Here is a 26263-nt window from a genome sequence, read left to right on the forward strand (position 1 = left end):
TCCCGCCGGTGGAGGTCGGCGGGGTGTGGAGCTCGGTGGTCAGGGCTCGGCTGAGCGGTCGACGGTGTACGTCGCGCCGGCGGGGGAGTACCACTCGAACACGCCCGGTCTGACTTGCTGGTAGTCCCAGTCGGAGAAGGTCTTGGCGCGGTGGTGGGACCGGCACAGTCGCGCGAGGTTGGTCGAGCGGGTCTCGCCGCCGGAGTCGTACGGCTGGATGTGGTCGCGGTCGGTCCGGCGTCGGTTGCAGTGGGGGAACACGCACCGTTGGTCGCGGAGGTCGACCTGCTCGGCCAACGTCGGTGACGGCGTGTAGCCGCTGCTGGCGTGGTCGGCGGACAGGTCGATGACGGGTCGGACGTGGGCGTCGGTGTCGAGCCAGGCCGCAACCTGCTCGGCCAGGGCGAGGGCCGCGGTGGGGTCGCCGCCGGGTAGGTCGACCACGGGCGTGATGGTGACCTTGCTGCCGGGCTGACGGCACCACGCCGCGAGCTGCTCGGTGGTGATGGTGGTGCCAGCGGTCTCGACGAGGTCGGAGTCCGAGCGCAGGTGCGCGTACACGGTCACCCCACGCCCCGTGGTGCTGCCGACCTCGAGGTCGAGCGCGAGCTGGGCGCGGGCGATCTCGCCGACCGCGAGGGCGCGGCGGGCGTCCCAGGACTCGGTCGACCCCAGGTCGCCGAGCTGGGCCGCCACGCCGGCGACGGCGGTGTCGAGGTCGACCGCGTCGGCCAGGTCGAGCATGCCGGTGACCACGACGGTGCCGTCGAGGGAGCGGACGTGGTCGAGGTGCACGTCGAACCGACGGTGCTCCAACGCCGCCAGACGCCGGCGTTCCAACTCCTCGGGACAGTGCGCGGCCAGTGCGGAGGCGACGGTGCGGTCGACCTGGGTAAAGGTGCACGAGTGCGCCGTCGGTGCGAGCGCCCGGTCGACCTCCGCCGCACCCGCCGCCGGCAGTTGTTGGGTCTGCTCTGCGATGCGGAACGCCTTCCACACCGGCACCTCCAACTCGACGACCCGGGCCCACAGGCGGGGGAGGCGGTGGCGCAGCTCGAGGGCGTTGCCGACGTAGGTCGCACAGGAGTCGGGGGAGCGTCCGAGGACGCAGGCCAGGTCGTGGGTGTCGAACTCGCTGACCCACGGACACCCCGGCCCGCCGAGCTGCAGCCCGGGGGTCATGGTGTGGAGCGACGCCTCCGCCTCCGACACCTCGTAGGCCGCGCACCAGTCCAGCACCGCGACCAATGTCGCAACCTCCTCGCGCAGCATCCGCCCACGCGCGTCAGCCACGGCGGCGAGGGCCGGGTCGAGGAGGCGGCTGCTGGTCATGCGAATAGGCTAGACGCGACCACCGACAGTTGTCGATGACATGTTCGATCAGGTAGACGGTTTCGCGAAGGGATCTTGGGACGAGAGACAGGACGCTCTCCTGTACCAGCAAGAGACCGTTGACCGCTGCGGCCTCGTGGTCTCGAGACGGGACTTCGTCGCTCCTCGACCACTGTGGGTCGAGCCGGGCCATGCGGCGACGTCCCCGACCACCAAGAGACCGTTGACAGCTGCGGCCTCGTGGTCTCGAGACGGGACTCCGTCCCTCCTCGACCACCGTGGGTCGAGCCGGGCCAGACCGCTGACCAGCTGCGGCCTCGTGGTCTCGAGACGGGACTCCGTCCCTCCTCGACCACCGTGGGTCGAGCCGGGCCAGACCGCTGAACAGCTGCGGCCTCATGGTCTCGAGACGGGACTCCGTCCCTCCTCGACCACCGTGGGTCGAGCCGGGCCAGACCGCTGACCAGCTGCGGCCTCGTGGTCTCGAGACGGGACTCCGTCCCTCCTGGACCACCGTGGGTCGAGCCGGGCCGTATTGCGGCCTCCGCCTGTGCCGCGGCCGGCTAGCCCTTGCGGTAGGGGAGGCCGACGGCGGCGGGGGCGCGGGACTTGCCGACCAGTCCGGCGACGGCGAAGACCGTGACGACGTAGGGGAGCATCAGCATGAACTGCGCCGGCACGGGGGAGCCCAGCACCGACAGGACGCCCTGGAGGTTGGAGGCGAACCCGAACAGCAGCGCGGCGAGGGTGGCCCGGATCGGGTCCCACTTGCCGAAGATGACGGCGGCGAGCGCGATGTAGCCGGCACCGCCGGTCATCTCGCGGTTGAACTGCGAGACCGAGACCAGGGTGTAGAACGCGCCGCCCGTGCCCGCGATCGCGCCCGCGATGAGCACGGTGCGGTAGCGGGTGCGGTTGACGTTGATCCCGACGGTGTCGGCGGCCTTGGGGTGCTCGCCGACGGCGCGGACCCGCAGGCCCCAGCGGGTGCGGTAGAGCGCGTAGGTGACGACCGCGACCGCGACGTAGAGCAGGTAGACGATCGGCGTCTGGCGGAACAGGATCGGCCCGACGAGCGGGATGTCACCGAGCACCGGGATCGCCCAGGCCGAGAAGCGCGGCGGCGTGTTGAGCTCGGCGGTGTTGGGGGCGAGCACCTGCGTGAACATGAAGCTGGTGACGCCGATGACGAGCACGTTGAGCACGACGCCGACGATGACCTGGTCGACGTAGCAGCTGATCGCGAAGACGCCGAGGATGAGCGCGACGACGACACCGGCGACCATCGCGCCGAGCACGCCCGCCCACACCGAGCCCGCGACGGAGCCGACGAGGGCCGCGGCGAAGGCCCCGGCCAGCAGCTGGCCGTCGATGGCGATGTTGACGATGCCGGCGCGCTCGCCGAGGACGCCGCCGAGGGCCCCGAAGACCAGCGGTACGGCGAGGGCGAGCGCCCCCGCGAGCAGGCCGACCACCGGCACGGTGCCGCCGGCCGCGGCCCAGGACAGGAAGCCGACGAGGCCGACGACGGCGTACACCGCTGCGACCCAGCCGGGGGTGCGCTTCCGGGTGGCGTAGCGGCGCCACGACTCGGCGGCGAGGAGGAGCATGACGACGACCGCACCGAGGGCGGTGCCCTCGGCGGGCACCGTGATCTCGGGCAGCTCGAAAAAGTCGCTGCGCGTGGAGAGCCGGAACGTCGTGTCGCCGGCCTGCGACCCCAGCAGGACGGCCGCGAGCAGCGCGACCGCGACCACCGTCAACAGCACCGGGGTCTTCAGCGAGACGACCGAGATGACCTGCGGCTCGTCCTCGACAGGCTTGTCGGGCACGGTGGCCTCGACCTTCGCGGCGCTCACACGGCCTCCTTGGTGGGCAGGCGGAACAACGCACGCACCAGGGGCGGCGCGGCGATGAAGAGGACGATGAGGGACTGGATGACGAGCACGATGTCGACCGGGATGCCCTCGGAGGCCTGCATCGAGAAGCCGCCGGCCTTGAAGGCACCGAAGAGCAGGCCCGCGGCGAGGATGCCCAGCGGGTGCGACCGCCCGAGCAGGGCCACGGTGATCGCGTCGAAGCCGATGCCGGCGTCGAGGTCGGTGGTCACGCCGCTGGGGACGGTGCCGAGCACCTGGTTGGCACCGGCGAGCCCCACGAGCGAGCCCGCGATCAGCATGACCACGACGTAGGTGCGGCCGACGTCGATGCCGGCGGTGCGGGCCGCGTTGGGGTTCTCGCCGACCGCGCGGAACCGGTAGCCCAGCGCCGAGCGGTTGAGCAGCCACCACACGACGGCGACGGCCACCAGCGCCAGCAGGAAGCCGAGGTGGAGGTTGTAGCGGTCGCCGAGCAGCCGGGGCATGACGGCGTCCTCGGGCATGGCCTGCGACTTGGGGTTGACCGAGCCCGGCGCCTGCAGCCAGCCCTGCTTGGACAGGGCGTAGAAGAGCAGGTAGAAGCCGATGTAGTTGAGCATGATCGTGACGATCACCTCGTGGGCGCCGGTGCGGGCCTTGAGCAGGCCGGCGATGCCGGCCCAGATGCCGCCCGCGACCATGCCGGCCAGCACCGCGGCGACCAGGAGCAGCGGCCCGGGCAGCCCGGCGTTGATGGCGACGTAGCCCGACGCGCCACCGGCGAGCAGCATCTGGCCGCGGCCACCGATGTTGAACATGCCGGCCCGGAAGGCCAGGCCCACGCCGAGGCCGGCCGCGATGAGCGGCCCGGCGAACTTGAGCGTCTCGGTCAGCGGCCGGATGCCGGTGGCGAAGTCCTCGGCGCGGGTGTTGTAGATCGACCCGCGGAAGAGCGCGGTGTAGGCGCCCTCGATGGCCACCCGGGACTCGGCGAAGAAGTCGCCCGGCCGGGAGAAGAAGTAGCTCGCCGAGGCGCGCACGTCCTCGTCGGTGAACATGATCATCAGCGAGCCGACGACCACCGCGAGGAAGACCGCCAGCACCGCGACCAGGGCGTTGCCGGTGGTGATGGAGCGGACCACGGTGTGCCACTGCTGCTGCCGACGCGGGCGTACGACGTGCTCGAGCTCGGCCGGCGGGGAGTTCTGCGCCCCCGGGTCGGCCTTCTCGTCGACCCCGCCGGAGGCCCGCGGCCGGTCCGGCTGGGCCGGCTGGTCCTGGGACAGGTCGGGCTTCTCGTCGCTCACGCGACCACCTCCGTCGGGCGCTCGCCCGTCATCATCAGGCCGAGCACGTCGCGCGGGGTGTCGGCGGGGACGATCCCGACGACCTGCCCGCGGTAGAGCACCATGATCCGGTCGGCCAGCGCCACGACCTCGTCGAGCTCGGTGGACACCACGACCACCGGGATGCCCGAGTCGCGCGCGGCGACGATCTGCTGGTGGATGAACTCGATGGACCCCACGTCGACGCCGCGGGTGGGCTGCGCGGCCACGAGCAGCCGGAGGTCCTTCGACAGCTCGCGGGCGACCACGACCTTCTGCTGGTTGCCGCCGGAGAGGTTGCCGGCCTTGGTGCCGATGCCGGGGGCGCGGATGTCGTACTCCTTCAGCTTGGTCTCGGCGAAGGCCCGCAGCCGGCCGCGGTCGACGGCGCCGAGCTGCACGAACGGCTTGCCGAAGCTGCGGTCGAGCATCAGGTTCTCGGCGATCGAGAACGTGCCGACCAGGCCGTCGACCTGCCGGTCCTCGGGGACGAACCCGACACCGGCGTCGAGGATGGAGCGCACCCCGCGGCCGACCAGCTCGTGCCCGTCGAGGCGGATCGAGCCGAGCACGTGCTGCTGCAGGCCGAGCAGGGCCTCGGTCAGCTCGGTCTGGCCGTTGCCCTGCACCCCGGCGACGGCGAGCACCTCGCCGCCGCGGACGGTGAAGCTGAGGTCGTTGACGTGCACCAGCCCGGTCTCGTCGGCGACCGTCAGCCCCTCGACGACCAGCGCGTCGTCGCCGAGCCTCGGCGGGTCCTTGTGCACGGTCAGCTCGACGGGGCGGCCCACCATGAGGGAGGCGAGCTCGGCGTTGCTGGCCTTCGGGCTGGCCTCGCCGACGACCTTGCCCAGCCGGATCACGGTGATCCGGTCGGCGACCTCGCGGACCTCGCGGAGCTTGTGGGTGATGAAGACGATGGCGACGCCGGACTCGCGGAGCTGGCGCATGATCTGCATCAGCTCGTCGGTCTCCTGGGGCGTGAGCACCGCGGTCGGCTCGTCGAAGACGAGGACCTTGGCGTCGCGGGAGAGGGCCTTGATGATCTCGACGCGCTGCTGGACCCCGACCGGCAGGTCCTCGACCACGGCGTCGGGCGAGACGTGGAAGCCGAAGCGCTCGGAGATCTCCCGCACCCGGCGGCGGGCGGCGTCGAGGTCCAACGAGCCCGCGAGACCGGTGGACTCGTTGCCGAGCATCACGTTCTCGGCCACGGTGAAGACCGGGACCAGCATGAAGTGCTGGTGGACCATGCCGATGCCGGCCGCGATCGCGTCGCCCGGGCCGGAGAACTTCCGCGGCTCCCCGTCGAGCAGGATCTCGCCCTCGTCGGCCTGGTAGAGGCCGTAGAGGACGTTCATCAGCGTGGACTTGCCGGCGCCGTTCTCGCCCAGCAGGCAGTGGATCTCGCCGGGCTCGACGGTCAGGGAGATCCGGTCGTTGGCGACCAGGCTGCCGAAGCGTTTGGTGATGTCGCGCAGGGTCAGCTGCATGGGTGGACCTTAGTGATCGGTGGGTGCTCGGGGACAGGCGCGGGGCGGGCCCGGACGCGCCGCGGGAGGGGAGCCGACCCAGGTCGGCCCCCCTCCCGGGGTCGTCACCGCTCCGGGGAGCGGCGGGTGGAGCTCACTGCTGCAGGTAGGACGTCACCGGGATGGAGCCGTCGATGATGCCCTGCTTGATCTCGTCGAGCTCGCCCTGGAGCGAGTCGTTGACCTTGTCCTCGAAGTTGTGGAAGGGCGCGATGCCGACGCCGTCGTTCTCCAGCGTGCCGACGTAGGCCTCGGGGTCGAACTCGCCGTTGCCGGCGGCCACGACGGCCTCCTCGGTGGAGACGTCCATGTTCTTCAGGATGGAGGTCAGGACGAGGTCCTGGGTGTTGGGGTCGGTCTCGTAGAAGTCGGCGTCGACACCGACGAGCGCGACGTCCTCGCCGGAGTCGGCGATGGCGGTCAGCGCACCCTGGTAGATCGGGCCACCGACCGGCAGGATCACGTCGACGCCCTGGTCGAGGAGCTGCTTGGCGGTGTTGGTCGCGGCCTGGTTGGCCTCGAAGCCACCGGTGAACAGCCCCGTCTCGTCGTCGCCGGTCCAGCCGACGAGCTCGACGTTCTCGCCCTTCTCCTGGTTGTAGTACTCCACGCCCTGGCGGAAGCCGTCCATGAAGATCGTCACGGTCGGGAACGGCTGGCCGCCGTAGGTGCCGACCTTGCCGGTCTTGCTGTAGTCGGCGGCCGCGTAGCCGGCGAGGAACGCCGCCTGCGCGGTGTCGTAGAGGAGCGGCTTGATGTTGTCCGCGTCCTTCTCGCCGTTGAAGTCGTTGTCGGCCGCGTCGTCGATGAGGATGTACTCGACGTCGGGGTTCTGGGTGGCCGACTCGACGGTCGCGGCGGAGAGCGCGAAGCCGACGGTCACGATGGCGTTGCAGCCCTCGTCGACCAGGCTGGTCAGGTTGGGCGTGTAGTCGTTCTCGCTGTTGGACTCGACCTCGCGGATGTCGGTGCCGAGCTCCTCGGCGGCGCCCTGGACGCCCTCGTAGCTGAGCTGGTTGAACGACTTGTCGTCGAAGCCGCCCGCGTCGGACACGATGCACGGGAGGAAGTCCGTGTTCGTGACCTCGCCACCGCCGCTGGACGAGCCGCCCGAACCGGGCTCGCCGCCCGACTCCGAGGGAGCCTCCCCGCACGCGGCCAGAGCCGTGGTCGCCAGGACGGCGACGCCGCCGACGAAGGCCTTCCTCATCTTCATGTAACTGCTTCCTCCCGGGTATGGCCCCGCACCGTGGGGGCGGACGGACGGCAACCTACACACTGGCGGCGGGCCTGACGGACGGATCAGGAACCGAATCCATAACGGTTCTGCAGCCCTCGGCGCGACGCCCCACCCGGCACTCCCGACTACGGTGGCCCGCGTGGACCAGCAGCACGAGGACAGGGCCGTTCCCGCCGACTGGGCGGCGCTGCGCGCGGCGGCCGTGGAGGTGATGGGCCGCGCCTACGCGCCCTACAGCGGCTACCGGGTCGGGGCCGCGGCCCTCGTGGACGACGGCCGGACGGTCGTCGGCTGCAACGTCGAGAACGCGGCGTACGGCGTCACGCTGTGCGCGGAGTGCGGGCTGGTGTCGTCGCTGCACGCCGGGGGCGGGGGTCGGCTCACGCACTTCGTGTGCGTCAACGGTGACGGTGCGGTCATCATGCCGTGCGGCCGGTGCCGCCAGCTGCTCTGGGAGAACGGCGGTGCCCGGCTGCTCGTCGAGACCCCGCGCGGCGTGCTGACGATGGACCAGGTGCTCCCGCAGGCCTTCGGGCCGGAGGACCTGGACGCGGTGGGCCCGGCTGCCGGGTCGTAGGGTCGCGGCCATGAGCACGCACGACGCGGTCGAGGTCATCACGGCCAAGCGCGACGGGGGCACCCTCAGCGACAGCCAGATCGACTGGGTCGTCGACGCCTACACCCGCGGCGACGTCGCCGACGAGCAGATGTCGGCGCTGGCCATGGCCATCCTGCTCAACGGGATGGAGCGCCCCGAGATCGCCCGCTGGACCGCGGCGATGATCGCCTCGGGGGAGCGGATGGACTTCTCCGCGCTGTCGCGGCCCACGGCCGACAAGCACTCCACGGGCGGCGTCGGCGACAAGATCACCCTGCCGCTGGCCCCGCTCGTCGCGGCCTGCGGCGTCGCGGTGCCGCAGCTCTCGGGCCGCGGCCTCGGCCACACCGGCGGCACGCTCGACAAGCTCGAGGCGATCCCCGGCTGGCGGGCGGCACTGAGCAACGAGGAGATGATGGCCCAGCTGGAGTCGGTCGGCGCGGTCATCTGCGCCGCCGGTGACGGCCTGGCCCCGGCCGACAAGAAGCTCTACGCGCTGCGCGACGTCACCGGCACCGTCGAGGCCATCCCGCTCATCGCCTCCTCGATCATGAGCAAGAAGATCGCCGAGGGCACCGGGGCCCTGGTCCTCGACGTCAAGGTCGGCAGCGGCGCCTTCATGAAGGACGTCGACCGGGCCCGCGAGCTGGCCGAGGTCATGGTGGCGCTCGGCACGGACGCCGGCGTGCGCACCACCGCCCTGCTCACCGACATGTCCACCCCGCTCGGCCTCACCGCCGGCAACGCCATCGAGGTCGAGGAGTCGGTCGAGGTGCTGGCCGGTGGCGGCCCCGCCGACGTCGTCGAGCTCACCCTGGCCCTGGCTCGCGAGATGCTCGCCGGCGCCGGCCGCGACGACGTCGACCCCGCCGACAAGCTGGCCGACGGCTCGGCGATGGACGTGTGGAAGCAGATGATCCGCGCCCAGGACGGCGACCCCGACGCCCCGCTGCCCGAGGCCCGCGAGTCCCACGTGGTCACCGCGCCGGCCACGGGCACGCTCACCCGCCTCGACGCGATGGCGGTCGGCCTGGCGGCCTGGCGGCTCGGGGCCGGACGCGCCCGCAAGGAGGACCCGGTCCAGGCCGGGGCCGGGGTCCGCTGGCACGCGCGGCCCGGCGACGCCGTACATGAGGGGGAGCCGCTGCTCACCCTGCTCACCGACGAGCCGGCTCGCTTCGAGCGGGCCCTGGCCTCCCTCGAGGGCGGGTACGACGTCGCGCCGGCGGACGCCGACGCGACCGCAGCCGGGTCACCCCTCCTGGTCGACCGGGTCGGCTGAGCCGGACGCCTCGGCCCGCTCGGCCTTGGCCTCGCGGCGCTTGCGCACCCACCGGTGGGCGCCGAACCAGACGACGGCGACCACGACCACCACGATCACGATGTTCTGCACGGGGCTGAGCCAGCCCTCGACGCGCTCCCACTGGTTGCCGAGCTCGTAGCCCGCGAGCACGAAGGCGGTGTTCCAGATCGCGCTGCCCACGGCGGTCAGCACGGTGAACCGGACGACCCCCATGTGGGACACCCCGGCCGGGATCGAGATCAGGCTGCGGAACAGCGGCACGAACCGGCCCAGGAAGACCGCCTTGTCGCCGTGCCGCTCGAACCACGCCACGGTGCGGCGCACGTCGTCGACCTCGAGCAGCGGGAGGCGGTCGACCAGCGCCTCGATGCGGGCGGCGCCGAGCCGGGCGCCGGCGGCGTACAGGACGAGCGCGCCGACGACGGAGCCCAGCGTCGTCCAGACGATGGCGTCGACCAGGCCGATGTCGCCGCGCGAGGCGGTGAAGCCGGCCAGCGGCAGGATCAGCTCGCTGGGCAGCGGGGGGAAGAGGTTCTCCAGCGCGATCAGCAGCCCCGCGCCGGGCGCACCGAGGCGCTCCATGACGTCGACGGCCCAGCCGGCGACGCCGCCGAGGTCCTCTGTCGTCGCGGTGCTCACGCGCCCGACCGTACGGGGGACGCGGTCACCGGCCCCACTCGGCGCCTACTCGGCCAGCAGGACGACGAGCATCTCGGCCACGCAGGCCGGCTTGTCGACGCCGTCGATCTCGATGACGTGCTTCATGGTGACCTGCTTGCCCATGGGCAGGTCGTCGACCGCGACCAGGGTGACGTGGTCGCGCACCCGCTGGCCGACCTTGACCGGGTGGGGGAAGCGGACCTTGTTCAGGCCGTAGTTGAGCTTGGCGCCGGGGGTCTCGAAGGCGAAGACGGTGGTGCCGAGGGCCGGGATGAGCGACAGCGTGAGGTAGCCGTGGGCGATGGGACCGCCGAAGGGGCCCTCGTCGGCCCGCTCGACGTCGACGTGGATCCACTGGTGGTCGTCGGTGGCGTCGGCGAAGGTGTTGACCCGCTCCTGGGTGATCTCGAACCACTCGCCCGTGCCGAGCTCCTCGCCGACCGCGCCCGCGACGTCGTCGAGGCTGGTGAAGGTGCGCATGCGGGTCCTCCGGGAGGGTCGGCCCGCCGCGCTCGGGAGCGCCGTCCGGCGGTGCTTGGATGGGTCCGTGCAACCTACACGCGAGCAGGTCCGGACCGCCCCCAAGGTCCTCCTCCACGACCACCTCGACGGCGGCCTGCGCCCGGCCACCGTGCTCGAGCTCGCCGCCGAGGTCGGCCACCCGCTGCCCGAGGGCAACGACGCGAGCGCCGAGGCCCTGGGTGAGTGGTTCGCCGAGGCGGCCGACTCCGGCTCGCTCGTGCGCTACCTCGAGACCTTCGACCACACCGTCGCGGTGATGCAGACCGGCCCCGCCATCGCCCGGGTGGCGCGCGAGTGCGTCGAGGACCTCGCCTCCGACGGGGTCGTGTACGCCGAGGTGCGCTACGCCCCCGAGCAGCACGTGCAGCAGGGCCTGACCCTCGACGAGGTCGTCGCGGCCGTGCAGGAGGGCTTCGAGGCGGGCGTCGCCGCGGCCGAGGCGGCCGGTCACCGGATCGTGGTGCGCCAGCTGCTGACCGCGATGCGCCACCAGGCCCGCTCGATGGAGATCGCCGAGCTCGCCGTGGCCTGGCGCGACCGCGGCGTCGCCGGGTTCGACATCGCCGGGGCCGAGGCGGGCTACCCGCCCACCCGCCACCTCGACGCCTTCGAGTACCTCCAGCGCGAGAACTCCCACTTCACCATCCACGCCGGTGAGGCCTTCGGGTTGCCGTCGATCTGGCAGGCCATCCAGTGGTGCGGCGCCGACCGCCTCGGCCACGGCGTGCGCATCGTCGACGACATCACCGTCGCCGACGACGGCTCGGTCGAGCTCGGCCGGCTGGCCGCCTACGTGCGCGACCAGCGCATCCCGCTCGAGATGTGCCCGGCCTCCAACGTGCAGACCGGTGCCGCCGAGAGCATCGCCGAGCACCCGATCGGCCTGCTCACGCGGCTGCGCTTCCGGGTCACCGTCAACACCGACAACCGGCTGATGAGCCGCACCTCGATGACCGACGAGATGCACGCGCTGGTCGAGGCCTTCGACTACGACCTCACTGACTTGCGCTGGTTCACCATCAACGCGATGAAGTCGGCCTTCCTGCCCTTCGACGAGCGGCTCGCGCTCATCGACGAGGTCATCAAGCCCGGGTACGCCGCCCTGTCGGCAGGCTGACCGGCGCGACCACCGCCCACGGCGCGCCCCACCCGGCCACGGCGTCGCCGTGCACCCAGTCGAACCGGCTGATGGTCACCTCGACGCCGTCGTCGGGGTCCCGCAGCCGGAGCGCGTGGTCGCCGGCACGGGTGGCCAGGGCGACCTGGCCCGGGCCGGTGCGCTCGCCCAGGTGCACCTGGGCCGCCTGGCCCTCGGCGGCCGCGCGCGCCGCGACGTCGTAGGACGCGCCGCGGTCCTCGGCGTCGACGACGGTGACCTCCCAGGTGCGGTGGCCGCGGCTGGTCAGCTCGGCCGCCGACTCCCAGGGCCCGGTGCCGAGGGTGCCGGTGCCGACGGCGTCACGGGTGTCACTGGTGTCACGGCGGTGCCGCGGGGCGGACGCCGTGGGCGTGGGCCGTTCCGGGCGCCGGCGACCGCTGCGCCGGCGTCGGCCGCCGCCGCCACCGACCGGGGCGGCGACGAGGGCGCCGCCCACCGGGGCGGGGGCGGGCGCCTGCTGCGGCTCCGGCCGGGCGGGGGGCTCCGGCTCGGGGGCCGGAGGGCGCACCTCGTGGGTGGCGGAGGCGAGCCGGGTGCGGAACGCGTGGTGCGCGGCGTCGGCCTCGCCGTAGGCCCGCTCCAGCTCCTCGACCGAGCGGCGCAGCACGGCGACGGAGTCGGCCAGCCGCTCGCGCCACTCCTCGGGCGCCGCCGGGTCACCACCCCAGTCGACGGCGTGCAGGGCGTGGAAGGCGTCGGCGTGGCGGTGGCGGGCGGCCTGCAGGTCCTCGGCCAGGCCGTCCAGGGCGGCCTCGACGGCGTACGACGCGGCGGGCACGACCTCGGCCCGGCGGTGCAGGTCGGCGACCGAGCGGCGCGCGTCGTCGCCGGAGCCGCCGATCCACGCGTGCTCGCCGACCCCGGCGCCGAGCTCGGCGACGTGCTCGCCGGCCCGGGCGGTGGCAGCCCCGACCTCGTGCCAGTCGTCGGCCGCTCCCAACAACGCCTCGGGCGCGGGGCCCGGGGCGTGCGTGACCACGGCGAACAGGCGACGCACCGCGTCCTCGACCTGCACCGCGGCCTCCGCCGGGTGGCGCGGGTCGATGCGGCCGACGGTCTCGGCGAGGGGCCGCAGGTCGGCCCCGACCTCAGCGGCCGGCCGCACGGACGTCCTCGCGGGTCTGGTGCTCGGCCGCCTGCATCGCGGCCGCGCCGTCGGCCAGGCCGTCGCGGTGGGTGGCCAGCGTCCCGCTGAGCCCGTCGAGCAGGTCGCGGACCTCGCCCGCGGCCCGGGCCAGGTCGAGACCGAGGTCGCCGAGGTCGGGACCGGCGTCGGCGAGCGCGACCGCGCGCAGGCGGGCGGTGGCGAGCTCGCGCTCGGCGTCGTCGGCGTGGCGGCCGGCGGCGCGCACGGCGTCGGGGTCGATGCGCACGTCCATCTCCGCGGCGTGCCCGGTGCCCGTGCTGGTCAAACGGGCGTGACGGTGAACCAGGGGTGCGACCAGCCGGCCAGCCGGAGCGTGCCGGCGGCGGTCCGCTCCCGGTCGAGGCGCACGCCGGCGCCGGCGGCCGGCTCGTAGACCCGGACCTCGGGTCCGGGGCCGGGCAGGGCCAGCACGACGTGGCGGGGGAGCCAGCGGTCGCCGACGAAGAGCGCACCCCCGGCCTGCAACCGGTCGTGCGCGGCAGCCCGTCGCGCCCGGCCCCACCGGACCAGGCGCACCCGGTGCCGCACGCCCGTGACGGCGGAGAGCTCGCGGGCCACCGCCCACGGCGGCGTGCCGAGGAGCCGGGTCCAGGGCGGCTGGGGACGACCGCGGAGCACGAGGCGCACCAGGCGGCGGTGGGTGGCGAGCACGTCGGCCCCGAACGTGGCCCGCCGTGCCCCGGGGTCGCGGTCCGCGGCGAGGTCGGCCGCCACGACGACGCACGCGGCGCCGCAGCTGCGCCGGTCGGGCTGGCGCAGGCCGGCCACGCTCGGCGGAGCGGTCACCGGTCGGCCCGGCTCGCCCGACGCAGCCGGTCGATGTCGGCGGCGGCCTCGGTGGGGGTGACGGGCCGGCAGCCGAGCTGCTCGGCGTGGGCCACCACCGACCGCTGGGCGCGCATCAGGGCCAGGCCGCGGCGGACCAGGACGAGGGGTGGCTTGCGCCGCTCGCGCAGGTCGCGGACCAGGCGCAGCCAGAACGTGACGACCGGGCGTCGGCGTACGCAGAAGGCTGCGGCGAGCAGGCCCTCGGCCTCCAGCGGTCGGACGACCTCCTGGGCGAAGATGCCCTCGGCGACCAGCAGCGGCGCCCCGCCGAGGTCGAGGTGCTGCCACCCGGTGCGGCCGTCGCGGGCCAGCTCGTAGACCGGCACGTCGCCGCCGCCGTCGCGGCAGATCGCGACCATCGCCGCCACGGCCTCCTCGCGCAGCCAGGACGCGGGGTCGTCCCAGTCGACGATGCCGCGGTTGGGTCCGGCGGTGATGCGCGGGTTGGTCGGGTCGGCCCCGTCCTTGTAGAAGTCGTCGAGCCGCAGCACCGGCAGGTCGAGCCGCTCGGCGAGCCGGGACTTGCCGGAGCCCGACGGCCCCGCCAGGACCACGACCCGGGCCATCGCGCTCACACGCCCATCGGGTGCCACACCGTCTTGATCTCCACGAAGTCGGTCATGGTGTCCAGCCCCGGGGTGGCGGTGAAGTCGGGCTCGGCCGCGGGGGCGCGGCGCACCCGCTTGAGGTTGTCGGCGGCGGCGACCTCGAGGTCGGTGGCCAGGGCGTCGCCCGCCTCGGCCGGCTCGAGGCCCCGGACCCCGCCGAGGTCGATGGCGTTGACGTCCATGTGGGCGGCCAGCCAGGGACCGATGGTCGCCGCGTCGCCGGTGAGCAGGTTGACGACCCCGCCGGGCACGTCGGAGGTGGCCAGGACCTCGGCCAGGTTGACCGCGGGCAGCGGGCGGCGGAAGGAGGAGACCACGACGGCGCTGTTGCCGGTGACCACGACCGGGGCCAGGACGGAGACCAGGCCGAGCAGCGAGGACTCCTGGGGCGCCAGCACCGCGACCACGCCGGTGGGCTCGGGCGTCGAGAGGTTGAAGAACGGCCCGGCGACCGGGTTGGCGCCGCCGACGACCTGGGTCAGCTTGTCGGCCCACCCGGCGTACCAGACGAGGCGGTCGACGGCGGCGTCGACGACGGCGCCGGCCCGCGAGGCCGAGAGGCCCTCGGACTGCTGGACGGCGACGACGAACTGCGGTCGGCGGTCCTCGAGCACCTCGGCGACGCGGTAGAGCACCTGGGCCCGGTTGTAGGCGGTGCGGCCCGACCAGCCGCCGAAGGCCTTGCGGGCGGCGACGACGGCGTCGCGGGCGTCCTTGCGCGAGGCGAGGGCGGCGTTGGCCACGAAGGTCCCCTTGGCGTCCTCGACGGGGTAGGAGTAGCCGGACTCGGATCGGGGGAACGCCCCGCCGACGTACAGCTTGTAGGTCTTGCGGACGTCGATGCGCGCAGCCATCAGAGGTCGCCGCCCTTCAGGTAGGCGGCGAGCCCGTGCCGGCCGCCCTCGCGGCCCTGGCCGGACTCCTTGTAGCCGCCGAACGGACTGGTCGGGTCGAACTTGTTGAACGTGTTGGCCCACACGACGCCGGCCTTGAGCTGCGAGGCGACGTGCAGGATGCGCGAGCCCTTCTCGGTCCAGACCCCCGCCGACAGGCCGTACGGCGTGTTGTTGGCCTTCTCGACCGCCTCCGACGGCGTGCGGAACGTCAGCACCGAGAGCACCGGGCCGAAGATCTCCTCGCGGGCGATGCGGTGGGCCTGGGAGACGCCGGTGAACAGCGTCGGCGGGAACCAGAAGCCGCGGTCGGGCAGCTCGCACGGCGCCGACCAGCGGCCGGCGCCCTCCTGCTCGCCGATGGCGCTGAGCTCGCGGATGCGGGCCAGCTGCTCGGCGGAGTTGATGGCGCCGACGTCGGTGTTCTTGTCGAGCGGGTCACCGACCCGGAGCGTCGCCATGCGCCGCTTGAGCCGGGCCAGCACCTCCTCGGCCACCGACTCCTGCACCAGCAGCCGCGAGCCCGCGCAGCACACGTGGCCCTGGTTGAAGAAGATGCCGTCGACGATGCCCTCGACGGCCTCGTCGAGCGGAGCGTCGTCGAAGACGATGTTGGCGGCCTTGCCACCGAGCTCGAGGGTGACCTTCTTGCTGGTCCCGGCCACGGTGCGGGCGATCGCCTTGCCGACCTCGGTCGAACCGGTGAAGGCGACCTTGTCGACGTCGGGGTGGGCGACCAGGGCCTGGCCGGTCGCGCCGGCGCCGGTGACGATGTTGACCACGCCCGCCGGCAGGTCGGCCTGCTGGCAGATCTCCGCGAACAGCAGCGCCGTCAGCGGCGTCGTCTCGGCCGGCTTGAGCACCACGGTGTTGCCGCAGGCCAAGGCCGGGGCGACCTTCCACGCCAGCATCAGCAGCGGGAAGTTCCACGGGATGACCTGCCCGGCGACGCCGATCGGGGTCGTGCCGTAGCCGGACCACTCGAGCTTGTCGGCCCAGCCGGCGTAGTAGAAGAAGTGCGCGGCGACGATCGGGACGTCGACGTCACGTGCCTCGCGGATCGGCTTGCCGTTGTCGAGGGACTCCAGCACGGCCAGCTCGCGCGAGCGCTCCTGGATGATGCGGGCGATCCGGTAGAGGTACTTGGCCCGCTCGGCGCCGGGCATCCGCGACCACGTGCGGTCGTGGGCGCGGCGGGCGGCCTTGACCGCGGCCTCGACGTCGGCGGCGTCGGCCTCGGCGACCTCGGAGAGGACCTCCTCGGTCGCCGGGTTGACCGTCTTGAACGGCGTGCCGTGGCCGTCGACGAACTCGCCGCCGATGAACAGGCCGTAGGACGGCTTGACGTCGACGACCGCGCGCGACTCGGGGGCGGGGGCGTACTCGAAGACAGACATCGTGATCGGTCCCTGGTCCTGCTCAGTCGAGGGTGAAGTAGTCGGGGCCGGAGTAGCGGCCGGTGGTCAGCTTGGTGCGCTGCATCAGCAGCTCGTTGAGCAGCGTCGAGGCGCCGAAGCGGAACCACTCGGGCACCAGCCAGTCGGCGCCGGCGACCTCGTTGACCACGACGAGGTACTTGATCGCGTCCTTGCTCGTGCGGATGCCGCCCGCGGGCTTGACGCCCACCATGTGGCCCGTCGCCTCGCGGAAGTCGCGCACCGCCTCGAGCATCACCATCGTCACCGGCAGCGTGGCGGCCGGCTGGACCTTGCCCGTCGAGGTCTTGATGAAGTGCCCACCGGCCATCATGGCCAGCCAGCTCGCCCGGCGTACGTTGTCGTAGGTCTGGAGCTCGCCGGTCTCGAAGATGACCTTGAGGTGGGCGCTGCCCCCGTCGGGCTTGGCGCAGGCCTCGCGGACGGCCACGATCTCCTCGAAGACCTGCAGGTAGCGCCCGGAGAGGAACGCGCCGCGGTCGATGACCATGTCGATCTCGTCGGCCCCGGCCTCCACCGCGTCGCGGGTGTCGGCGAGCTTGACGTCGAGGGCGGCACGGCCGCTGGGGAAGGCCGTGGCCACCGCGGCGACGTGGACGCCCGAGGCGCCCAGGGTCTCCTTGGCCGTGGCCACCATGTCGGGGTAGACGCAGACCGCGGCGACCTGCGGGCAGGTCGGGTCGGCCGGGTCGGGCCGCTGGGCCTTCGACGCGAGCGCCCGGACCTTGCCGTGGGTGTCGGCGCCCTCGAGGGTCGTCAGGTCGACCATCCGGATGGCCAGGTCGAGCGCCTGCGCCTTGGCGGTGGTCTTGATCGACCGGGTGCCGAGCATGGCGGCACGGGCCTCCGCGCCGACCTGGTCGACCCCGGGTAGACCGTGCAGGAACCGCCTCAGCGAGGCCTCGGACCGGGTCACGTCGGAGAAGTCCGTGGCGAGCGTGGGCATCGGTCCAGCATAGGGTTCGGCGCGTGGACAGCGACAACTCGGACGAGCGGTTCCGGCCCAGCAACGGGCGGGTCAGCGGGGTGTCCGCGATCGCCCTCGGGGTGGTCGTGGTGGGCTTCGTGCTCGCCGACGAGGGCGACCTGTCCTGGCCCGCCTTCGTGTTCGGCCTGCTCCTCGTCGGGACGGGCTGGACGGTCTTCCTGCGCCCCGCGGTCTCGATCGAGGGCGGCGACCTCGTGCTGCGCGGGATGCTGCAGACGGTGCGGCTGCCGCTGGTGGCGGTCGAGCACGTCGTCGTGCGCCGCGTGCTGGCCGTGCTGGCCTTCGACCGCCGCTGGACCTCGCCCGCGATCAGCCGCGGTCGACGCGAGCTGCGCTCCACCGACCGCGGGACCGCGCGGGACGGCGGAGGGGGCGCGACCGGTGGCGCGGGTGCCGGCGACGTCTACGGCGTGTTCGTCGAGGAGCGCATCCGCCGGGCCGCCGACGACGCGCGCGCCCAGGCGGGACCCGGGGCCGACCGGGGCGTCGTGCGCCGGGAGTGGGCGTGGCTCGAGATCGCCTGGCTGGGCGCGACCGGGGTGCTGCTGCTCGTCCTGCTGCTGGTCTGAGGCGGCGACGGTCGGCCTCGGCCGGCCTCAGCCCAGGCCGGCGGCGGCGCGGATGTCGGTGCCGAGCGCGTCGAGCCGGGTCGCGGCGCTGATGCGGGCGGCCTCGACGCCGTCCTCCTGGCCGGCCTCGACCGGCACGACGACCTCGAGGTAGCACTTGACCTTGGGCTCGGTGCCGCTCGGGCGGACGATGACCCGGGCGCCGTCGGCGAGCCGGTAGCGCAGGCCGTCGGTCGGCGGCAGCCCGCCGACGCCCTCGCCGAGGTCGTCGACCCCGAGGACCGCGAGGCCGCCGAGCTCGGCGGGCGGCTGCTCCCGCAGCCGCTGCATGGCGGCCGGGATGAGCGCGAGGTCGGCCACCCGCACCGAGACCTGGTCGGTGGCGTGCAGGCCGTGCTCGCGAGCGATGTCGTCGAGCAGGTCGACCAGCGTGCGGCCGTCGGCCTTGAGCTCGGCGGCCAGCTCGCACAGCAGCAGCAGGGCCGAGACGCCGTCCTTGTCGCGGACGTGCTCGGGGTCGACGCAGTAGCCGAGCGCCTCCTCGTAGCCGAAGGCCAGGCCCTCGGCGCGGGCGATCCACTTGAAGCCGGTCAACGTCTCGGCGTACGGCTGGCCGGCGGCGGTGGCCAGCTTGCCGAGCAGCGAGGACGACACGATCGAGCAGGCGAAGGTGCCGGTGCGGCCGCGGGCGAGCAGGTGGTGGGCGAGCAGGGCGCCCACCTCGTCTCCGCGCAGCATCCGCCAGCCCGTCTCGCCCGGCACCGCGGCGGCGCACCGGTCGGCGTCGGGGTCGTTGGCCACGACCAGGTCGGCGTCGGTCTGCGCGGCCAGCTCGAGCGCGAGGTCCATGGCCCCGGGCTCCTCGGGGTTGGGGAAGCCGACCGTCGGGAAGTCCGGGTCGGGCTGCTCCTGGCGCTCCACCACCCGCGGTGCGGCGAACCCCGCCGTCTCGAGCACCTGCAGCACCGACGGCCCACCGACACCGTGCAGCGGCGTGTAGACGAGGTCGAGGTCGCGCGGCCCGTCGCTGGCGAGCCCGGCGACGGTGTCGAGGTAGTGGTCGACGACGTCCTCGCCGAGCACGGTGCCGGCCGGGCCACGCGGCACGTCGGCCAGCCGGCCCACGGCGTCGATCCGGGCCGCGATCTCGGCGTCGGCGGGCGGCACGATCTGGCTGCCGTCGCCCAGGTAGACCTTGTAGCCGTTGTCCTGGGGCGGGTTGTGGCTGGCGGTCACCATCACGCCGGCGGCGCAGCCGAGCTCGCGGATCGCGAAGGCCAGCACCGGCGTCGGCAGCGGCCGGGGCATCACCCACGCCGCGATCCCGGCCCCGGTCATCACCTCGGCGGTGTCGCGGGCGAAGACGTCGGAGTCGTGCCGGGCGTCGTACCCGATGACGACCGAGAGGTGGCCCGAGCCGCCCTCGCTCGCGTGCTGGTCGAGCAGGTACGCCGCCAGCCCGGCCGCGGCGCGGGTGACCACGACCCGGTTCATCCGGTGGGAGCCAGCACCGAGCGCCCCGCGCAAGCCGGCCGTGCCGAACTCCAGGGTGCCCCGGAACCGGTCGGCCAGGTCGGCCGTCGCGGCCTCGTCGCCGGCCTCGACCGCCGCCACCACGGACCCGAGCTCCTGCTGCGTCCGGGGGTCGGGATCCTCGGCCATCCAGGCGCGGGCGCGGCCGAGCAGGACGTCGACGTCGGGGCTCATGCCTGGCACCGTAGCGCTCGTGGACGACCGGCCCGACCGCCCTCCGGTGGCCCGGTCGATCGTCGCGCTGGCCGACCGGATCGGCCGGCCGGCGTTCGTCGCGGTGTGCGTCGACCTGCTGGGTGGCGCGCCCCGCGAGCGGTACGTCGAGGAGCTGCGCGCCCTCACCGGGCACGACGAGAGCCTCCTGGACCCCGACCGGTGGCAGGACTCCTGGGTCCGGTCGCGGGGCGCCCGCGGGCTGCTGCACGTCTGGTCGGACGGCGCGACCACGGCGGTGGTCGCGGGGCTCGACGACGAGCACTACCGGCCTGCCGAGATGTGCCTGAAGGTCGCGACCCGCTGGGCGTCGCCGGCGCGGGCGAGGGAGCCGCTCGGCTCCTGCGCCACGAGCTGCCGCGGGTGCGGGTCCAGGCGCTGCGGTGCCTGGCGGTCAGCGGCGACGTCGAGCACGTGGACGGCGTACGACGAGCGCTGGACGACCCGCACCCCGATGTCGCGGCCCGGGCGGGCCTCGTGCTCGAGGTGCTGCACCGCCGCCTCGACCTGCGCTGACCCGTCGTGGGACCTCCGACGGGTCGGTGCGCCGGGGGTCAGTCGACGAAGTGGTCGCCCTCGAAGGTGCGCTGGGTGTTGTCGACCTCGGCGTTCTCGGGGCGGTTGGCGGGGTCGAGGCGACGGGCGCGCTCCTCCTCGATCTCGCGCTGCTCCTCCTCGCTGACCTCCATCTCGCGGAACCGCTTGCTGGGGTCGGAGCTGCCGACCTGACCCTCCTGCTGCTCCTCGCCCTCGCCCTCGGCGACGGGGTTCTCGGCGTGGTCGGGGTCGTCGTAGGTCATGGCAGCACCGCACCACCGGGGCCGCAGGCCCGTGCCCACCCCTAGGGGCGAGGTCCGGGCCTGCGGGTCGACCGCGACGACGGGTCAGGCGTCGATGGTGCTCATGTCGCCGTAGCGGTCGCCGACGACCGCGTCGGCCGGGACGGCCTCGGCGATGCGCACCAGGTCGTCGGCGGTGAGCTCGACGACGGCGGCGCCGAGGTTCTCCTCGAGGTAGCGCACCCGCTTGGTGCCGGGGATCGGGGCGACGGCGAGCTCGTCGTCGCCCTGGGCGAGGACCCAGGCCAGGGCCAGCTGGCCGGGGGTGCAGCCCTTCTCCTCGGCGATGCCCCGCACGGTGTCGACCAGGCGCAGGTTGGCGTCGAGCGCCTCGCCCTGGAGCCGCGGGAAGCGACCGGCGGCGCGGGAGTCGCCGTCCTCGAGGGAGTCGCGGGTCACCGCGCCGGTGAGGATCCCGCGCCCGAGGGGGGAGTAGGGCACCAGGCCGATGCCGAGCTCGCGCAGCACCGGGGCGATCTCGGCCTCGAGGTCGCGGGTGAACAGCGAGTACTCCGTCTGCAGCGCGGTGATGGGGTGCACGGCGTGGGCGCGACGGATCGTCTCGGGCCCGGCCTCGGACAGCCCGAGGTGGCGGACCTTGCCGGCCTCGACGAGCTCCTCCATCGCGCCGACGGTCTCCTCGATCGGGACGGTCTTGTCGACGCGGTGCTGGTAGTAGAGGTCGATGTGGTCGACGCCGAGCCGCTGCAGGGAGGCGTCGCAGGCCGCGCGGACGTACTCCGGGCGACCGTTGACGCCGAGGAACCCGCCGTCCTCGGACCGCTCGTTGCCGAACTTGGTGGCCACGACGACGCCGTCGCGGCCCTGGCTGCTGCTGGCGATGGCACGGCCGACGAGGCGCTCGTTGGTGAACGGGCCGTACATGTCGGCGGTGTCGAGGAAGGTGACGCCTAGGTCGAGGGCGCGGTGGATGGTGTCGATGCCGCCCTGCTCGTCGGGCGTGCCGTAGAACTCCGACATCCCCATGCAGCCCAGGCCGAGGGCCGAGACGTCGAGCGGGGAGGCGGTGCCGAGGGTGCGGGTCTCCAGGTGCGGTGTGCTCATGTCGTCCACCTTGCTCCTTGGAGCGCGCTCCAGGTCAAGCGGTCGGTGCGGACCCGCACGGCCGGCCGCCGGCGTCAGGCCGCGCCCGGTCCCTGCTCGCGCGCCTCGAGCGCCTCGGTGTAGAGGCCGATCTTGTGGTCGATCGCGCCGAGGTGGTCCTGCACCTCGGCGAGCCGGGCCAGCACCGTGCGGCGGTGCTCGCGCAGCAGCTCGAGGCGGTCGGCCTCGGTGCCGTCGCCGGCGCGCACCAGGTCGGCGTAGCGACGGACGTCGCGGATGGTCATGCCGGTCGAGCGCAACCGGGTGACCAGCTCGATCCACCGCAGGTCGGGGGCGGAGTAGCGGCGGTGGCCGCTCGCGGCGCGTCCGACCGGGCGCAGCAGCAGCCCGTCGCGCTCGTAGTAGCGCAGCGCGTCGGTGGACAGGCCGAGCCGCTCGGCGGCCTCGGCGATGGTCAGGCCCTCGGTCACGCCCCCAGTGCACCCTGGAGCGCACTCCGGGTCAAGCGCGGCCGCTCGGCGTACGCCGTCGGGGCGCGGGGTCCTCAGGCGGTCGGCGCGGGTGCGCCCAGCATGCCGACGACCATCGCCACGAGGTTGGCCGCGAACGGCCCGTCGGGCAGCTGGGCCCGGCCGTCGGCCCGCTCGGCCGCCCGGCCGCGGTCGGCGACCGTGCGCAGGGTGAAGGCCGCCACCAGGGCCAGCCGCTCGGCCCGCACCTCGGCGGCCATCGGCGGCATCCGCTCCTCGGCGAGGGCGAAGGCCTCGTAGCCCCCGGTGCGGTGCAGCACCACGACGACGGCCGGGTCCATCTGCTCGTCGGCGTCGTCGACGAGCTGGGCGAGGATGCTGAGGTAGGCGCGCTGCTGCGGGCCCATCGCGGCCAGCTCGACGGCCGGCAGCGTCAGGGCCTCGACCGCCGAGACCAGGTCGTCGTCCGGCTGCTCCTGCGCCCGGGTCAGCAGCTCGCGCTGCCGGTCGGCGATGAGGTCGACGTGCCGCTCCAGGACCGCGACGAGCATCCCGGTGCGGGAGCCGAAGTGGTAGTGCACCGCGCCGCGGTTGCGCTGCCCCGCGCGGCGTGTGATCTCGAGCAGCGAGGCGGTGTGGACGCCGTCGTAGGCGAACCCCAGCGTCGCGGCCTCGACCAGGAGGCGGCGGGTGCGCTCGCCGGCGCCCGCCTCCAGGACGTCCTGGTCGGTCTTCGGGACGGTCGTCGGGTCGGTCGTCGGGTCGGTCGTCGGGTCGGTCTCGTCGGCCCGCTGGGGGGTCCGGTCGGCCACGGTCAGATCCCCGGCACGACGCGGCCGAGCAGGTCGCCCATCCGGCTGGCCGCGGCCCGGCCGGCCTCGAGCACCTCGGCGTGGTCGAGGGGCTCGCCGCTGATGCCGGCGGCCAGGTTGGTGACCAGGCTGATGCCGAGCACCTCCAGGCCGGCCTCGCGGGCGGCGATCGCCTCCAGCGTCGTGCTCATGCCGACGAGGTGGCCGCCGATGGCGCGCACCATCCCGATCTCGGCCGGGGTCTCGTAGTGCGGCCCGGGGAACTGCACGTAGACGCCCTCGTCCAGGCTCGGGTCGACCTCGCGGCACAGCGCCCGCAGCCGCGGGGAGTAGAGGTCGGTGAGGTCGACAAAATTGGCGCCCTCGATGGGGCTGCGGGCCGTCAGGTTGATGTGGTCGCTGATCAGCACGGGCGTGCCCGGGCTCCAGGTCTCCTTCAGCCCGCCGCAGCCGTTGGTCAGCACGATCGCCCGGCAACCCGCGGCCGCCGCCGTCCGCACGCCGTGCACGACCGCTGCGACCCCGCGGCCCTCGTAGTAGTGGGTGCGGCTGAGGAAGACCAGCAGCTGCCGGTCGCCGGCGCTGATGGAGCGGATCTTGCCCGCGTGCCCGGCGACCGCGGCCGGCGCGAAGCCCGGCAGGTCGGTGGTGTCGATCTCGGCCGTCGCCTCGCCCAGTGCGTCGACCGCCGGCAGCCAGCCGCTGCCGAGGACCAGGGCGACGTCGTGCGACTCGCGCCCGGTCAGCTCGGCGAGCCGCTCCGCCGCGCGGCGGGCCAGGTCGTGGGGGGACTCCGGGGTGCTCTGGTCGTTCACGGTCGACGACTCTAGGGCGCGGGCGGCCGGGGAGGGCTACAGGGAGCGGCAGGGACGACGGCGGAGTGCTGCGACGTAGTCGTCGGGCGCGTCGGCCGCCTCGGCCGCGTCGGCCAGCACGCCAATGGTGACGGCCGAGGGCAGCCCGCCCTCGTAGGCGTCGAGGACGTAGGTCCACACCACCATCTCGCCGGTCATCGTGGAGACCCGCACCTTGGTCTTGCGGTAGAGCCCGGTGTCGGCCTGCTCCCAGCCGTCCAGGGTCCGCTCGTCGGCCGGCACGACGTCGTACACCGCGACGTAGACCTGCTCCAGGGGGTCCTGGACGAGGGTGGGCAGGGCGCCGTCCCAGCCGTGCTCCTCGCCGCCGAACGTCAGTCGCCAACCGGTGAGCCAGCCGGTCGTCCGCAGCGGCGAGTGGGGGCACCGCTCCGCCATCCGGAGCGGGTCGAGGTTGCTCCCGTAGGCGGCGTACAGCGTCACGGGGAGGAGAGTAGTGCCCGCCTCGGATCGCCCTCGGTGCCGCACTAAGATCGGAGGGTGAGCCACTTCGATGTCCTCGTCCTCGGTGCCGGCCCCGGTGGGTACGTCGCCGCCATCCGCGCCGCCCAGCTCGGCAAGTCCGTCGCGGTCGTGGAGGAGAAGTACTGGGGCGGCGTCTGCCTCAACGTCGGCTGCATCCCCAGCAAGGCGCTGCTGAAGAACGCCGAGCTCGCCCACGTGCTCACCCACGAGAAGGCCAAGTACGGCATCGAGGGCGACGTCACCATGTCGTTCTCGCCCACCTGGAAGCGCAGTCGCCAGGTCAGCGCCGGCATCGTCAAGGGCGTCCACTTCCTGATGAAGAAGAACAAGATCACCGAGATCGACGGCTGGGGCACCCTCACCTCCGCCACCGGGATCGACGTCAAGGGCAAGGACGGCGAGTCGACCTCGCACACCTTCGACAACCTCATCCTCGCCCCGGGCGCGACCGTGCGCACCGTGCCCGGCGTGACCATCGGCGGCAACGTCGTCACCTACGAGGAGCAGATCCTCGACGAGGACCTGCCGTCCTCCATCGTCATCGGCGGCTCGGGCGCCATCGGCGTCGAGTTCGCCTACATCATGCGCAACTTCGGGGTCGAGGTGACCATCGTCGAGTACCTCGACCGGATGGTCCCCACCGAGGACGCCGACGTGTCCAAGGAGCTCGCCAAGCACTACAAGAAGCTCGGCGTGAAGGTCATGACCGGCACCGCCGTCAAGGGCGTCGAGGACACCGGCTCCGGCGTCAAGGTCACCGTCGCCCCCGCCGCCGGTGGCGACGAGCAGGTGCTCGAGGCCGACAAGTTCCTCGCCGCCTTCGGCTTCGCGCCCCGCCTGGAGGGCTACGGCCTGGAGAACACCGGCGTCGAGACCACCGAGCGCGGCGCCATCGCCGTCGACGGCTTCGGCCGCACCAACGTCGAGAACGTCTACGCCATCGGCGACGTCACCGGCAAGCTCATGCTCGCCCACGTCGCCGAGGCCATGGGCATCGTCGCCGCCGAGACCCTCGCCGGCGCCGAGACCATGGAGTTCGACTTCGCGATGGTCCCGCGGGCGACCTACTGCCAGCCCCAGATCGCCTCCTTCGGCTACACCGAGGCCCAGGCCAAGGAGAAGGGGTACGACGTCAAGGTGTCGACCTTCCCGTTCTCGGCCAACGGCAAGGCCCAGGGCCTCGGCGACGCCGTCGGGTTCGTCAAGGTGGTCGCCGACGGCGAGCACAACGAGTTCCTCGGCGCCCACCTGATCGGCCCCGACGTCACCGAGCAGCTGCCCGTGCTGACCCTGGCCCAGCAGTGGGACCTCACCGCCGACGAGGTCTCCCGCAACATCTTCGCCCACCCCACGCTCTCCGAGGCCGTCAAGGAGGCCGTGCACGGCATCGCCGGCCACATGATCAACTTCTGATCTGTCTGGTCGCCTGCGGTTCGGCACCCGCGGCCGGGCGCGGCCACTCCGGTTCGCTGCCGCCGGCGTGGGCAGCGCGCCCGTCCCGCGGGCGGCCTCCCTCCGGCTCCGTGCGCCGTGTGGTCCGGTCTGAGCGGGGCCCGGCGCCTGTGCCCCCGTGCGCCGTGTGGCTCGGTCTGCTCGCCAGACTCCACGGTGGTCGAGGAAGGCCGCCTGGCGGCCTGTCTCGAGACCACGCACTGCTCCGCCCCGCCGCTTCGCGGCGACCTTCAGCCGTCCTTGACCCGGAGCCTCGCCCGATCGACTGACGGCGCGCTCAACGGCACGGGCTCCGCCCGCGCCGCCGCTGGCGCGGCCGCCCTCGATGACTTCTGTCGCCGATCTCCCACTCCTGGCGGGGAACTACCGACCGGGAGTGGGAGATCCGCACCATGAGTGGTGCGCGTGTGGACTGTGGGGCGGGTGGCCGCGCTAGCGGCGGCGCGCCGAGCTTGCGAGGCGTCGCCGACAGCGCGCAGGTCGGCGGGCCGCGCGAGGCTCGGGGTCAGGGACCGCGAAGCGGCCGCGCAGCGGCGCGAG

Annotated in this window: 27 protein-coding genes; 6 read left to right on the forward strand and 21 right to left on the reverse strand. The window is 73.5% G+C overall.

Going from position 1 to position 26263, the window contains the following annotated elements:
* Positions 1–39: 39 nt before the first annotated feature.
* From FJQ57_RS05190 to FJQ57_RS05210, 5 genes are all read right to left on the reverse strand, one after another.
* Entirely contained in the window at positions 40–1332 is a 1293-nt protein-coding gene (locus FJQ57_RS05190) for an HNH endonuclease signature motif containing protein (protein WP_139978113.1), read from the reverse strand.
* 563 nt (positions 1333–1895) lie between these two features.
* Positions 1896–3191 carry an ABC transporter permease gene (locus FJQ57_RS05195; protein ID WP_246081590.1) on the reverse strand — a complete coding sequence of 432 codons (1296 nt, stop codon included), beginning with the start codon at positions 3189–3191 and terminating at the stop codon, positions 1896–1898.
* Complete coding sequence (locus FJQ57_RS05200) at positions 3188–4498, reverse strand: ABC transporter permease (RefSeq protein WP_246081591.1); 1311 nt, start codon at positions 4496–4498, stop codon at positions 3188–3190. The genes FJQ57_RS05195 and FJQ57_RS05200 overlap by 4 nt, the downstream gene beginning before the upstream one ends.
* Complete coding sequence (locus FJQ57_RS05205; RefSeq protein ID WP_139978114.1) at positions 4495–6009, reverse strand: ABC transporter ATP-binding protein; 1515 nt, start codon at positions 6007–6009, stop codon at positions 4495–4497. Before FJQ57_RS05205 ends, FJQ57_RS05200 begins: the two co-directional genes overlap by 4 nt.
* Positions 6010–6142: 133 nt before the next feature.
* On the reverse strand, positions 6143–7264 hold the full coding sequence (locus FJQ57_RS05210) for a BMP family lipoprotein (RefSeq protein ID WP_139978115.1): 1122 nt from the start codon (positions 7262–7264) through the stop codon (positions 6143–6145).
* Positions 7265–7427: 163 nt separating this feature from the next.
* On the opposite strand from FJQ57_RS05210, the gene FJQ57_RS05215 reads away from it, so the two are divergent.
* Together FJQ57_RS05215 and FJQ57_RS05220 are read left to right on the forward strand one after the other, a co-directional pair.
* Positions 7428–7865, forward strand: coding sequence for a cytidine deaminase (locus FJQ57_RS05215; protein ID WP_211348748.1), 438 nt, complete (start codon positions 7428–7430; stop codon positions 7863–7865).
* A gap of 10 nt (positions 7866–7875) precedes the next feature.
* The gene (locus FJQ57_RS05220) at positions 7876–9168 is read left to right on the forward strand and encodes a thymidine phosphorylase (protein ID WP_139978117.1); all 1293 of its coding nucleotides are present in this window, start codon (positions 7876–7878) and stop codon (positions 9166–9168) included.
* Here FJQ57_RS05220 and FJQ57_RS05225 read toward each other — a convergent pair.
* Together FJQ57_RS05225 and FJQ57_RS05230 are read right to left on the reverse strand one after the other, a co-directional pair.
* Positions 9139–9828, reverse strand: a complete 690-nt coding sequence (locus FJQ57_RS05225; RefSeq protein ID WP_246081592.1) for a DedA family protein — start codon at positions 9826–9828, stop codon at positions 9139–9141. The two genes, FJQ57_RS05220 and FJQ57_RS05225, sit on opposite strands and share 30 nt — an antisense overlap.
* A gap of 45 nt (positions 9829–9873) precedes the next feature.
* A complete protein-coding gene (locus tag FJQ57_RS05230; protein WP_139978118.1) occupies positions 9874–10329 on the reverse strand; it encodes a MaoC family dehydratase in 456 nt (151 codons plus the stop codon).
* Between the two features lie 67 nt (positions 10330–10396).
* Here FJQ57_RS05230 and FJQ57_RS05235 point away from each other — a divergent pair, with 67 nt between their 5' ends.
* Positions 10397–11488 carry an adenosine deaminase gene (locus tag FJQ57_RS05235; protein ID WP_246081593.1) on the forward strand — a complete coding sequence of 364 codons (1092 nt, stop codon included), beginning with the start codon at positions 10397–10399 and terminating at the stop codon, positions 11486–11488.
* On the opposite strand, the gene FJQ57_RS22265 is transcribed toward FJQ57_RS05235, so the two are convergent.
* The 7 genes from FJQ57_RS22265 to deoC are packed head-to-tail and all read right to left on the reverse strand — an operon-like array spanning position 11454 to position 17388.
* Positions 11454–12635: a hypothetical protein gene (locus FJQ57_RS22265; RefSeq protein ID WP_170219280.1), complete on the reverse strand. Its 1182-nt coding sequence runs from the start codon at positions 12633–12635 to the stop codon at positions 11454–11456. The two genes, FJQ57_RS05235 and FJQ57_RS22265, sit on opposite strands and share 35 nt — an antisense overlap.
* A complete protein-coding gene (locus FJQ57_RS05245) occupies positions 12619–12942 on the reverse strand; it encodes a hypothetical protein (protein WP_139978120.1) in 324 nt (107 codons plus the stop codon). The genes FJQ57_RS22265 and FJQ57_RS05245 overlap by 17 nt, the downstream gene beginning before the upstream one ends.
* Entirely contained in the window at positions 12939–13463 is a 525-nt protein-coding gene (locus FJQ57_RS05250; RefSeq protein ID WP_139978121.1) for a hypothetical protein, read from the reverse strand. The genes FJQ57_RS05245 and FJQ57_RS05250 overlap by 4 nt, the downstream gene beginning before the upstream one ends.
* A complete protein-coding gene (locus FJQ57_RS05255; protein ID WP_139979064.1) occupies positions 13460–14071 on the reverse strand; it encodes an ATP-binding protein in 612 nt (203 codons plus the stop codon). The genes FJQ57_RS05250 and FJQ57_RS05255 overlap by 4 nt, the downstream gene beginning before the upstream one ends.
* 5 nt (positions 14072–14076) lie before the next feature.
* Positions 14077–14967, reverse strand: coding sequence for an aldehyde dehydrogenase family protein (locus FJQ57_RS05260; RefSeq protein ID WP_139978122.1), 891 nt, complete (start codon positions 14965–14967; stop codon positions 14077–14079).
* A complete protein-coding gene (locus FJQ57_RS05265) occupies positions 14967–16403 on the reverse strand; it encodes an aldehyde dehydrogenase family protein (protein ID WP_139978123.1) in 1437 nt (478 codons plus the stop codon). Before FJQ57_RS05265 ends, FJQ57_RS05260 begins: the two co-directional genes overlap by 1 nt.
* Positions 16404–16425: 22 nt before the next feature.
* Positions 16426–17388, reverse strand: coding sequence for a deoxyribose-phosphate aldolase (gene deoC, locus FJQ57_RS05270; RefSeq protein ID WP_139978124.1), 963 nt, complete (start codon positions 17386–17388; stop codon positions 16426–16428).
* A 23-nt stretch (positions 17389–17411) separates the two neighbouring features.
* Between deoC and FJQ57_RS05275 the strand changes: the two genes are divergently transcribed.
* Positions 17412–17999, forward strand: a complete 588-nt coding sequence (locus FJQ57_RS05275; protein ID WP_139978125.1) for a hypothetical protein — start codon at positions 17412–17414, stop codon at positions 17997–17999.
* Positions 18000–18026: 27 nt separating this feature from the next.
* Here FJQ57_RS05275 and FJQ57_RS05280 read toward each other — a convergent pair whose 3' ends face one another.
* Positions 18027–19706, reverse strand: a complete 1680-nt coding sequence (locus tag FJQ57_RS05280; RefSeq protein ID WP_139978126.1) for a phospho-sugar mutase — start codon at positions 19704–19706, stop codon at positions 18027–18029.
* Between the two features lie 321 nt (positions 19707–20027).
* Between FJQ57_RS05280 and FJQ57_RS22270 the strand changes: the two genes are divergently transcribed.
* The gene (locus FJQ57_RS22270; protein ID WP_170219281.1) at positions 20028–20261 is read left to right on the forward strand and encodes a HEAT repeat domain-containing protein; all 234 of its coding nucleotides are present in this window, start codon (positions 20028–20030) and stop codon (positions 20259–20261) included.
* 38 nt (positions 20262–20299) lie between these two features.
* Here FJQ57_RS22270 and FJQ57_RS22275 read toward each other — a convergent pair whose 3' ends face one another.
* The 6 genes from FJQ57_RS22275 to FJQ57_RS05310 form a co-directional block, all read right to left on the reverse strand.
* Complete coding sequence (locus FJQ57_RS22275; RefSeq protein WP_170219282.1) at positions 20300–20545, reverse strand: hypothetical protein; 246 nt, start codon at positions 20543–20545, stop codon at positions 20300–20302.
* A gap of 84 nt (positions 20546–20629) precedes the next feature.
* Positions 20630–21649 carry an aldo/keto reductase gene (locus FJQ57_RS05290; protein WP_139978128.1) on the reverse strand — a complete coding sequence of 340 codons (1020 nt, stop codon included), beginning with the start codon at positions 21647–21649 and terminating at the stop codon, positions 20630–20632.
* A gap of 74 nt (positions 21650–21723) precedes the next feature.
* Positions 21724–22119, reverse strand: coding sequence for a MerR family transcriptional regulator (locus FJQ57_RS05295; RefSeq protein WP_139978129.1), 396 nt, complete (start codon positions 22117–22119; stop codon positions 21724–21726).
* Between the two features lie 74 nt (positions 22120–22193).
* Complete coding sequence (locus tag FJQ57_RS05300) at positions 22194–22931, reverse strand: TetR family transcriptional regulator (protein WP_139978130.1); 738 nt, start codon at positions 22929–22931, stop codon at positions 22194–22196.
* A 2-nt stretch (positions 22932–22933) separates the two neighbouring features.
* Positions 22934–23746 (reverse strand): purine-nucleoside phosphorylase, encoded by an 813-nt coding sequence (locus FJQ57_RS05305; RefSeq protein ID WP_139978131.1) that lies wholly within the window; start codon positions 23744–23746, stop codon positions 22934–22936.
* 36 nt (positions 23747–23782) lie between these two features.
* Entirely contained in the window at positions 23783–24229 is a 447-nt protein-coding gene (locus tag FJQ57_RS05310; protein ID WP_139978132.1) for a gamma-glutamylcyclotransferase family protein, read from the reverse strand.
* 57 nt (positions 24230–24286) lie between these two features.
* Between FJQ57_RS05310 and lpdA the strand changes: the two genes are divergently transcribed.
* Positions 24287–25684 carry a dihydrolipoyl dehydrogenase gene (lpdA, locus tag FJQ57_RS05315; protein WP_139978133.1) on the forward strand — a complete coding sequence of 466 codons (1398 nt, stop codon included), beginning with the start codon at positions 24287–24289 and terminating at the stop codon, positions 25682–25684.
* The last annotated feature ends 579 nt before the right edge of the window (positions 25685–26263 follow it).

The organism is Nocardioides litoris (assembly GCF_006346315.1).
In the GTDB taxonomy this organism is placed as follows: Bacteria; Actinomycetota; Actinomycetes; order Propionibacteriales; family Nocardioidaceae; genus Nocardioides; species Nocardioides litoris.

Excerpts from the sequence above, each read along its gene's own strand:
- FJQ57_RS05280 (WP_139978126.1), bottom strand. The coding sequence starts at position 19,706 with ATGAGCCCCGACGTCGACGTCCTGCTCGGCCGCGCCCGCGCCTGGATG.
- FJQ57_RS05265 (WP_139978123.1), bottom strand. The coding sequence starts at position 16,403 with ATGTCTGTCTTCGAGTACGCCCCCGCCCCCGAGTCGCGCGCGGTCGTC.
- FJQ57_RS05220 (WP_139978117.1), top strand. The coding sequence starts at position 7,876 with ATGAGCACGCACGACGCGGTCGAGGTCATCACGGCCAAGCGCGACGGG.
- deoC (WP_139978124.1), bottom strand. The coding sequence starts at position 17,388 with ATGCCCACGCTCGCCACGGACTTCTCCGACGTGACCCGGTCCGAGGCC.
- FJQ57_RS05260 (WP_139978122.1), bottom strand. The coding sequence starts at position 14,967 with ATGGCTGCGCGCATCGACGTCCGCAAGACCTACAAGCTGTACGTCGGC.
- FJQ57_RS05290 (WP_139978128.1), bottom strand. The coding sequence starts at position 21,649 with ATGAGCACACCGCACCTGGAGACCCGCACCCTCGGCACCGCCTCCCCG.
- FJQ57_RS05205 (WP_139978114.1), bottom strand. The coding sequence starts at position 6,009 with ATGCAGCTGACCCTGCGCGACATCACCAAACGCTTCGGCAGCCTGGTC.
- FJQ57_RS22275 (WP_170219282.1), bottom strand. The coding sequence starts at position 20,545 with ATGACCTACGACGACCCCGACCACGCCGAGAACCCCGTCGCCGAGGGC.
- FJQ57_RS05210 (WP_139978115.1), bottom strand. The coding sequence starts at position 7,264 with ATGAAGATGAGGAAGGCCTTCGTCGGCGGCGTCGCCGTCCTGGCGACC.
- FJQ57_RS05255 (WP_139979064.1), bottom strand. The coding sequence starts at position 14,071 with ATGGCCCGGGTCGTGGTCCTGGCGGGGCCGTCGGGCTCCGGCAAGTCC.
- FJQ57_RS05190 (WP_139978113.1), bottom strand. The coding sequence starts at position 1,332 with ATGACCAGCAGCCGCCTCCTCGACCCGGCCCTCGCCGCCGTGGCTGAC.
- FJQ57_RS05230 (WP_139978118.1), bottom strand. The coding sequence starts at position 10,329 with ATGCGCACCTTCACCAGCCTCGACGACGTCGCGGGCGCGGTCGGCGAG.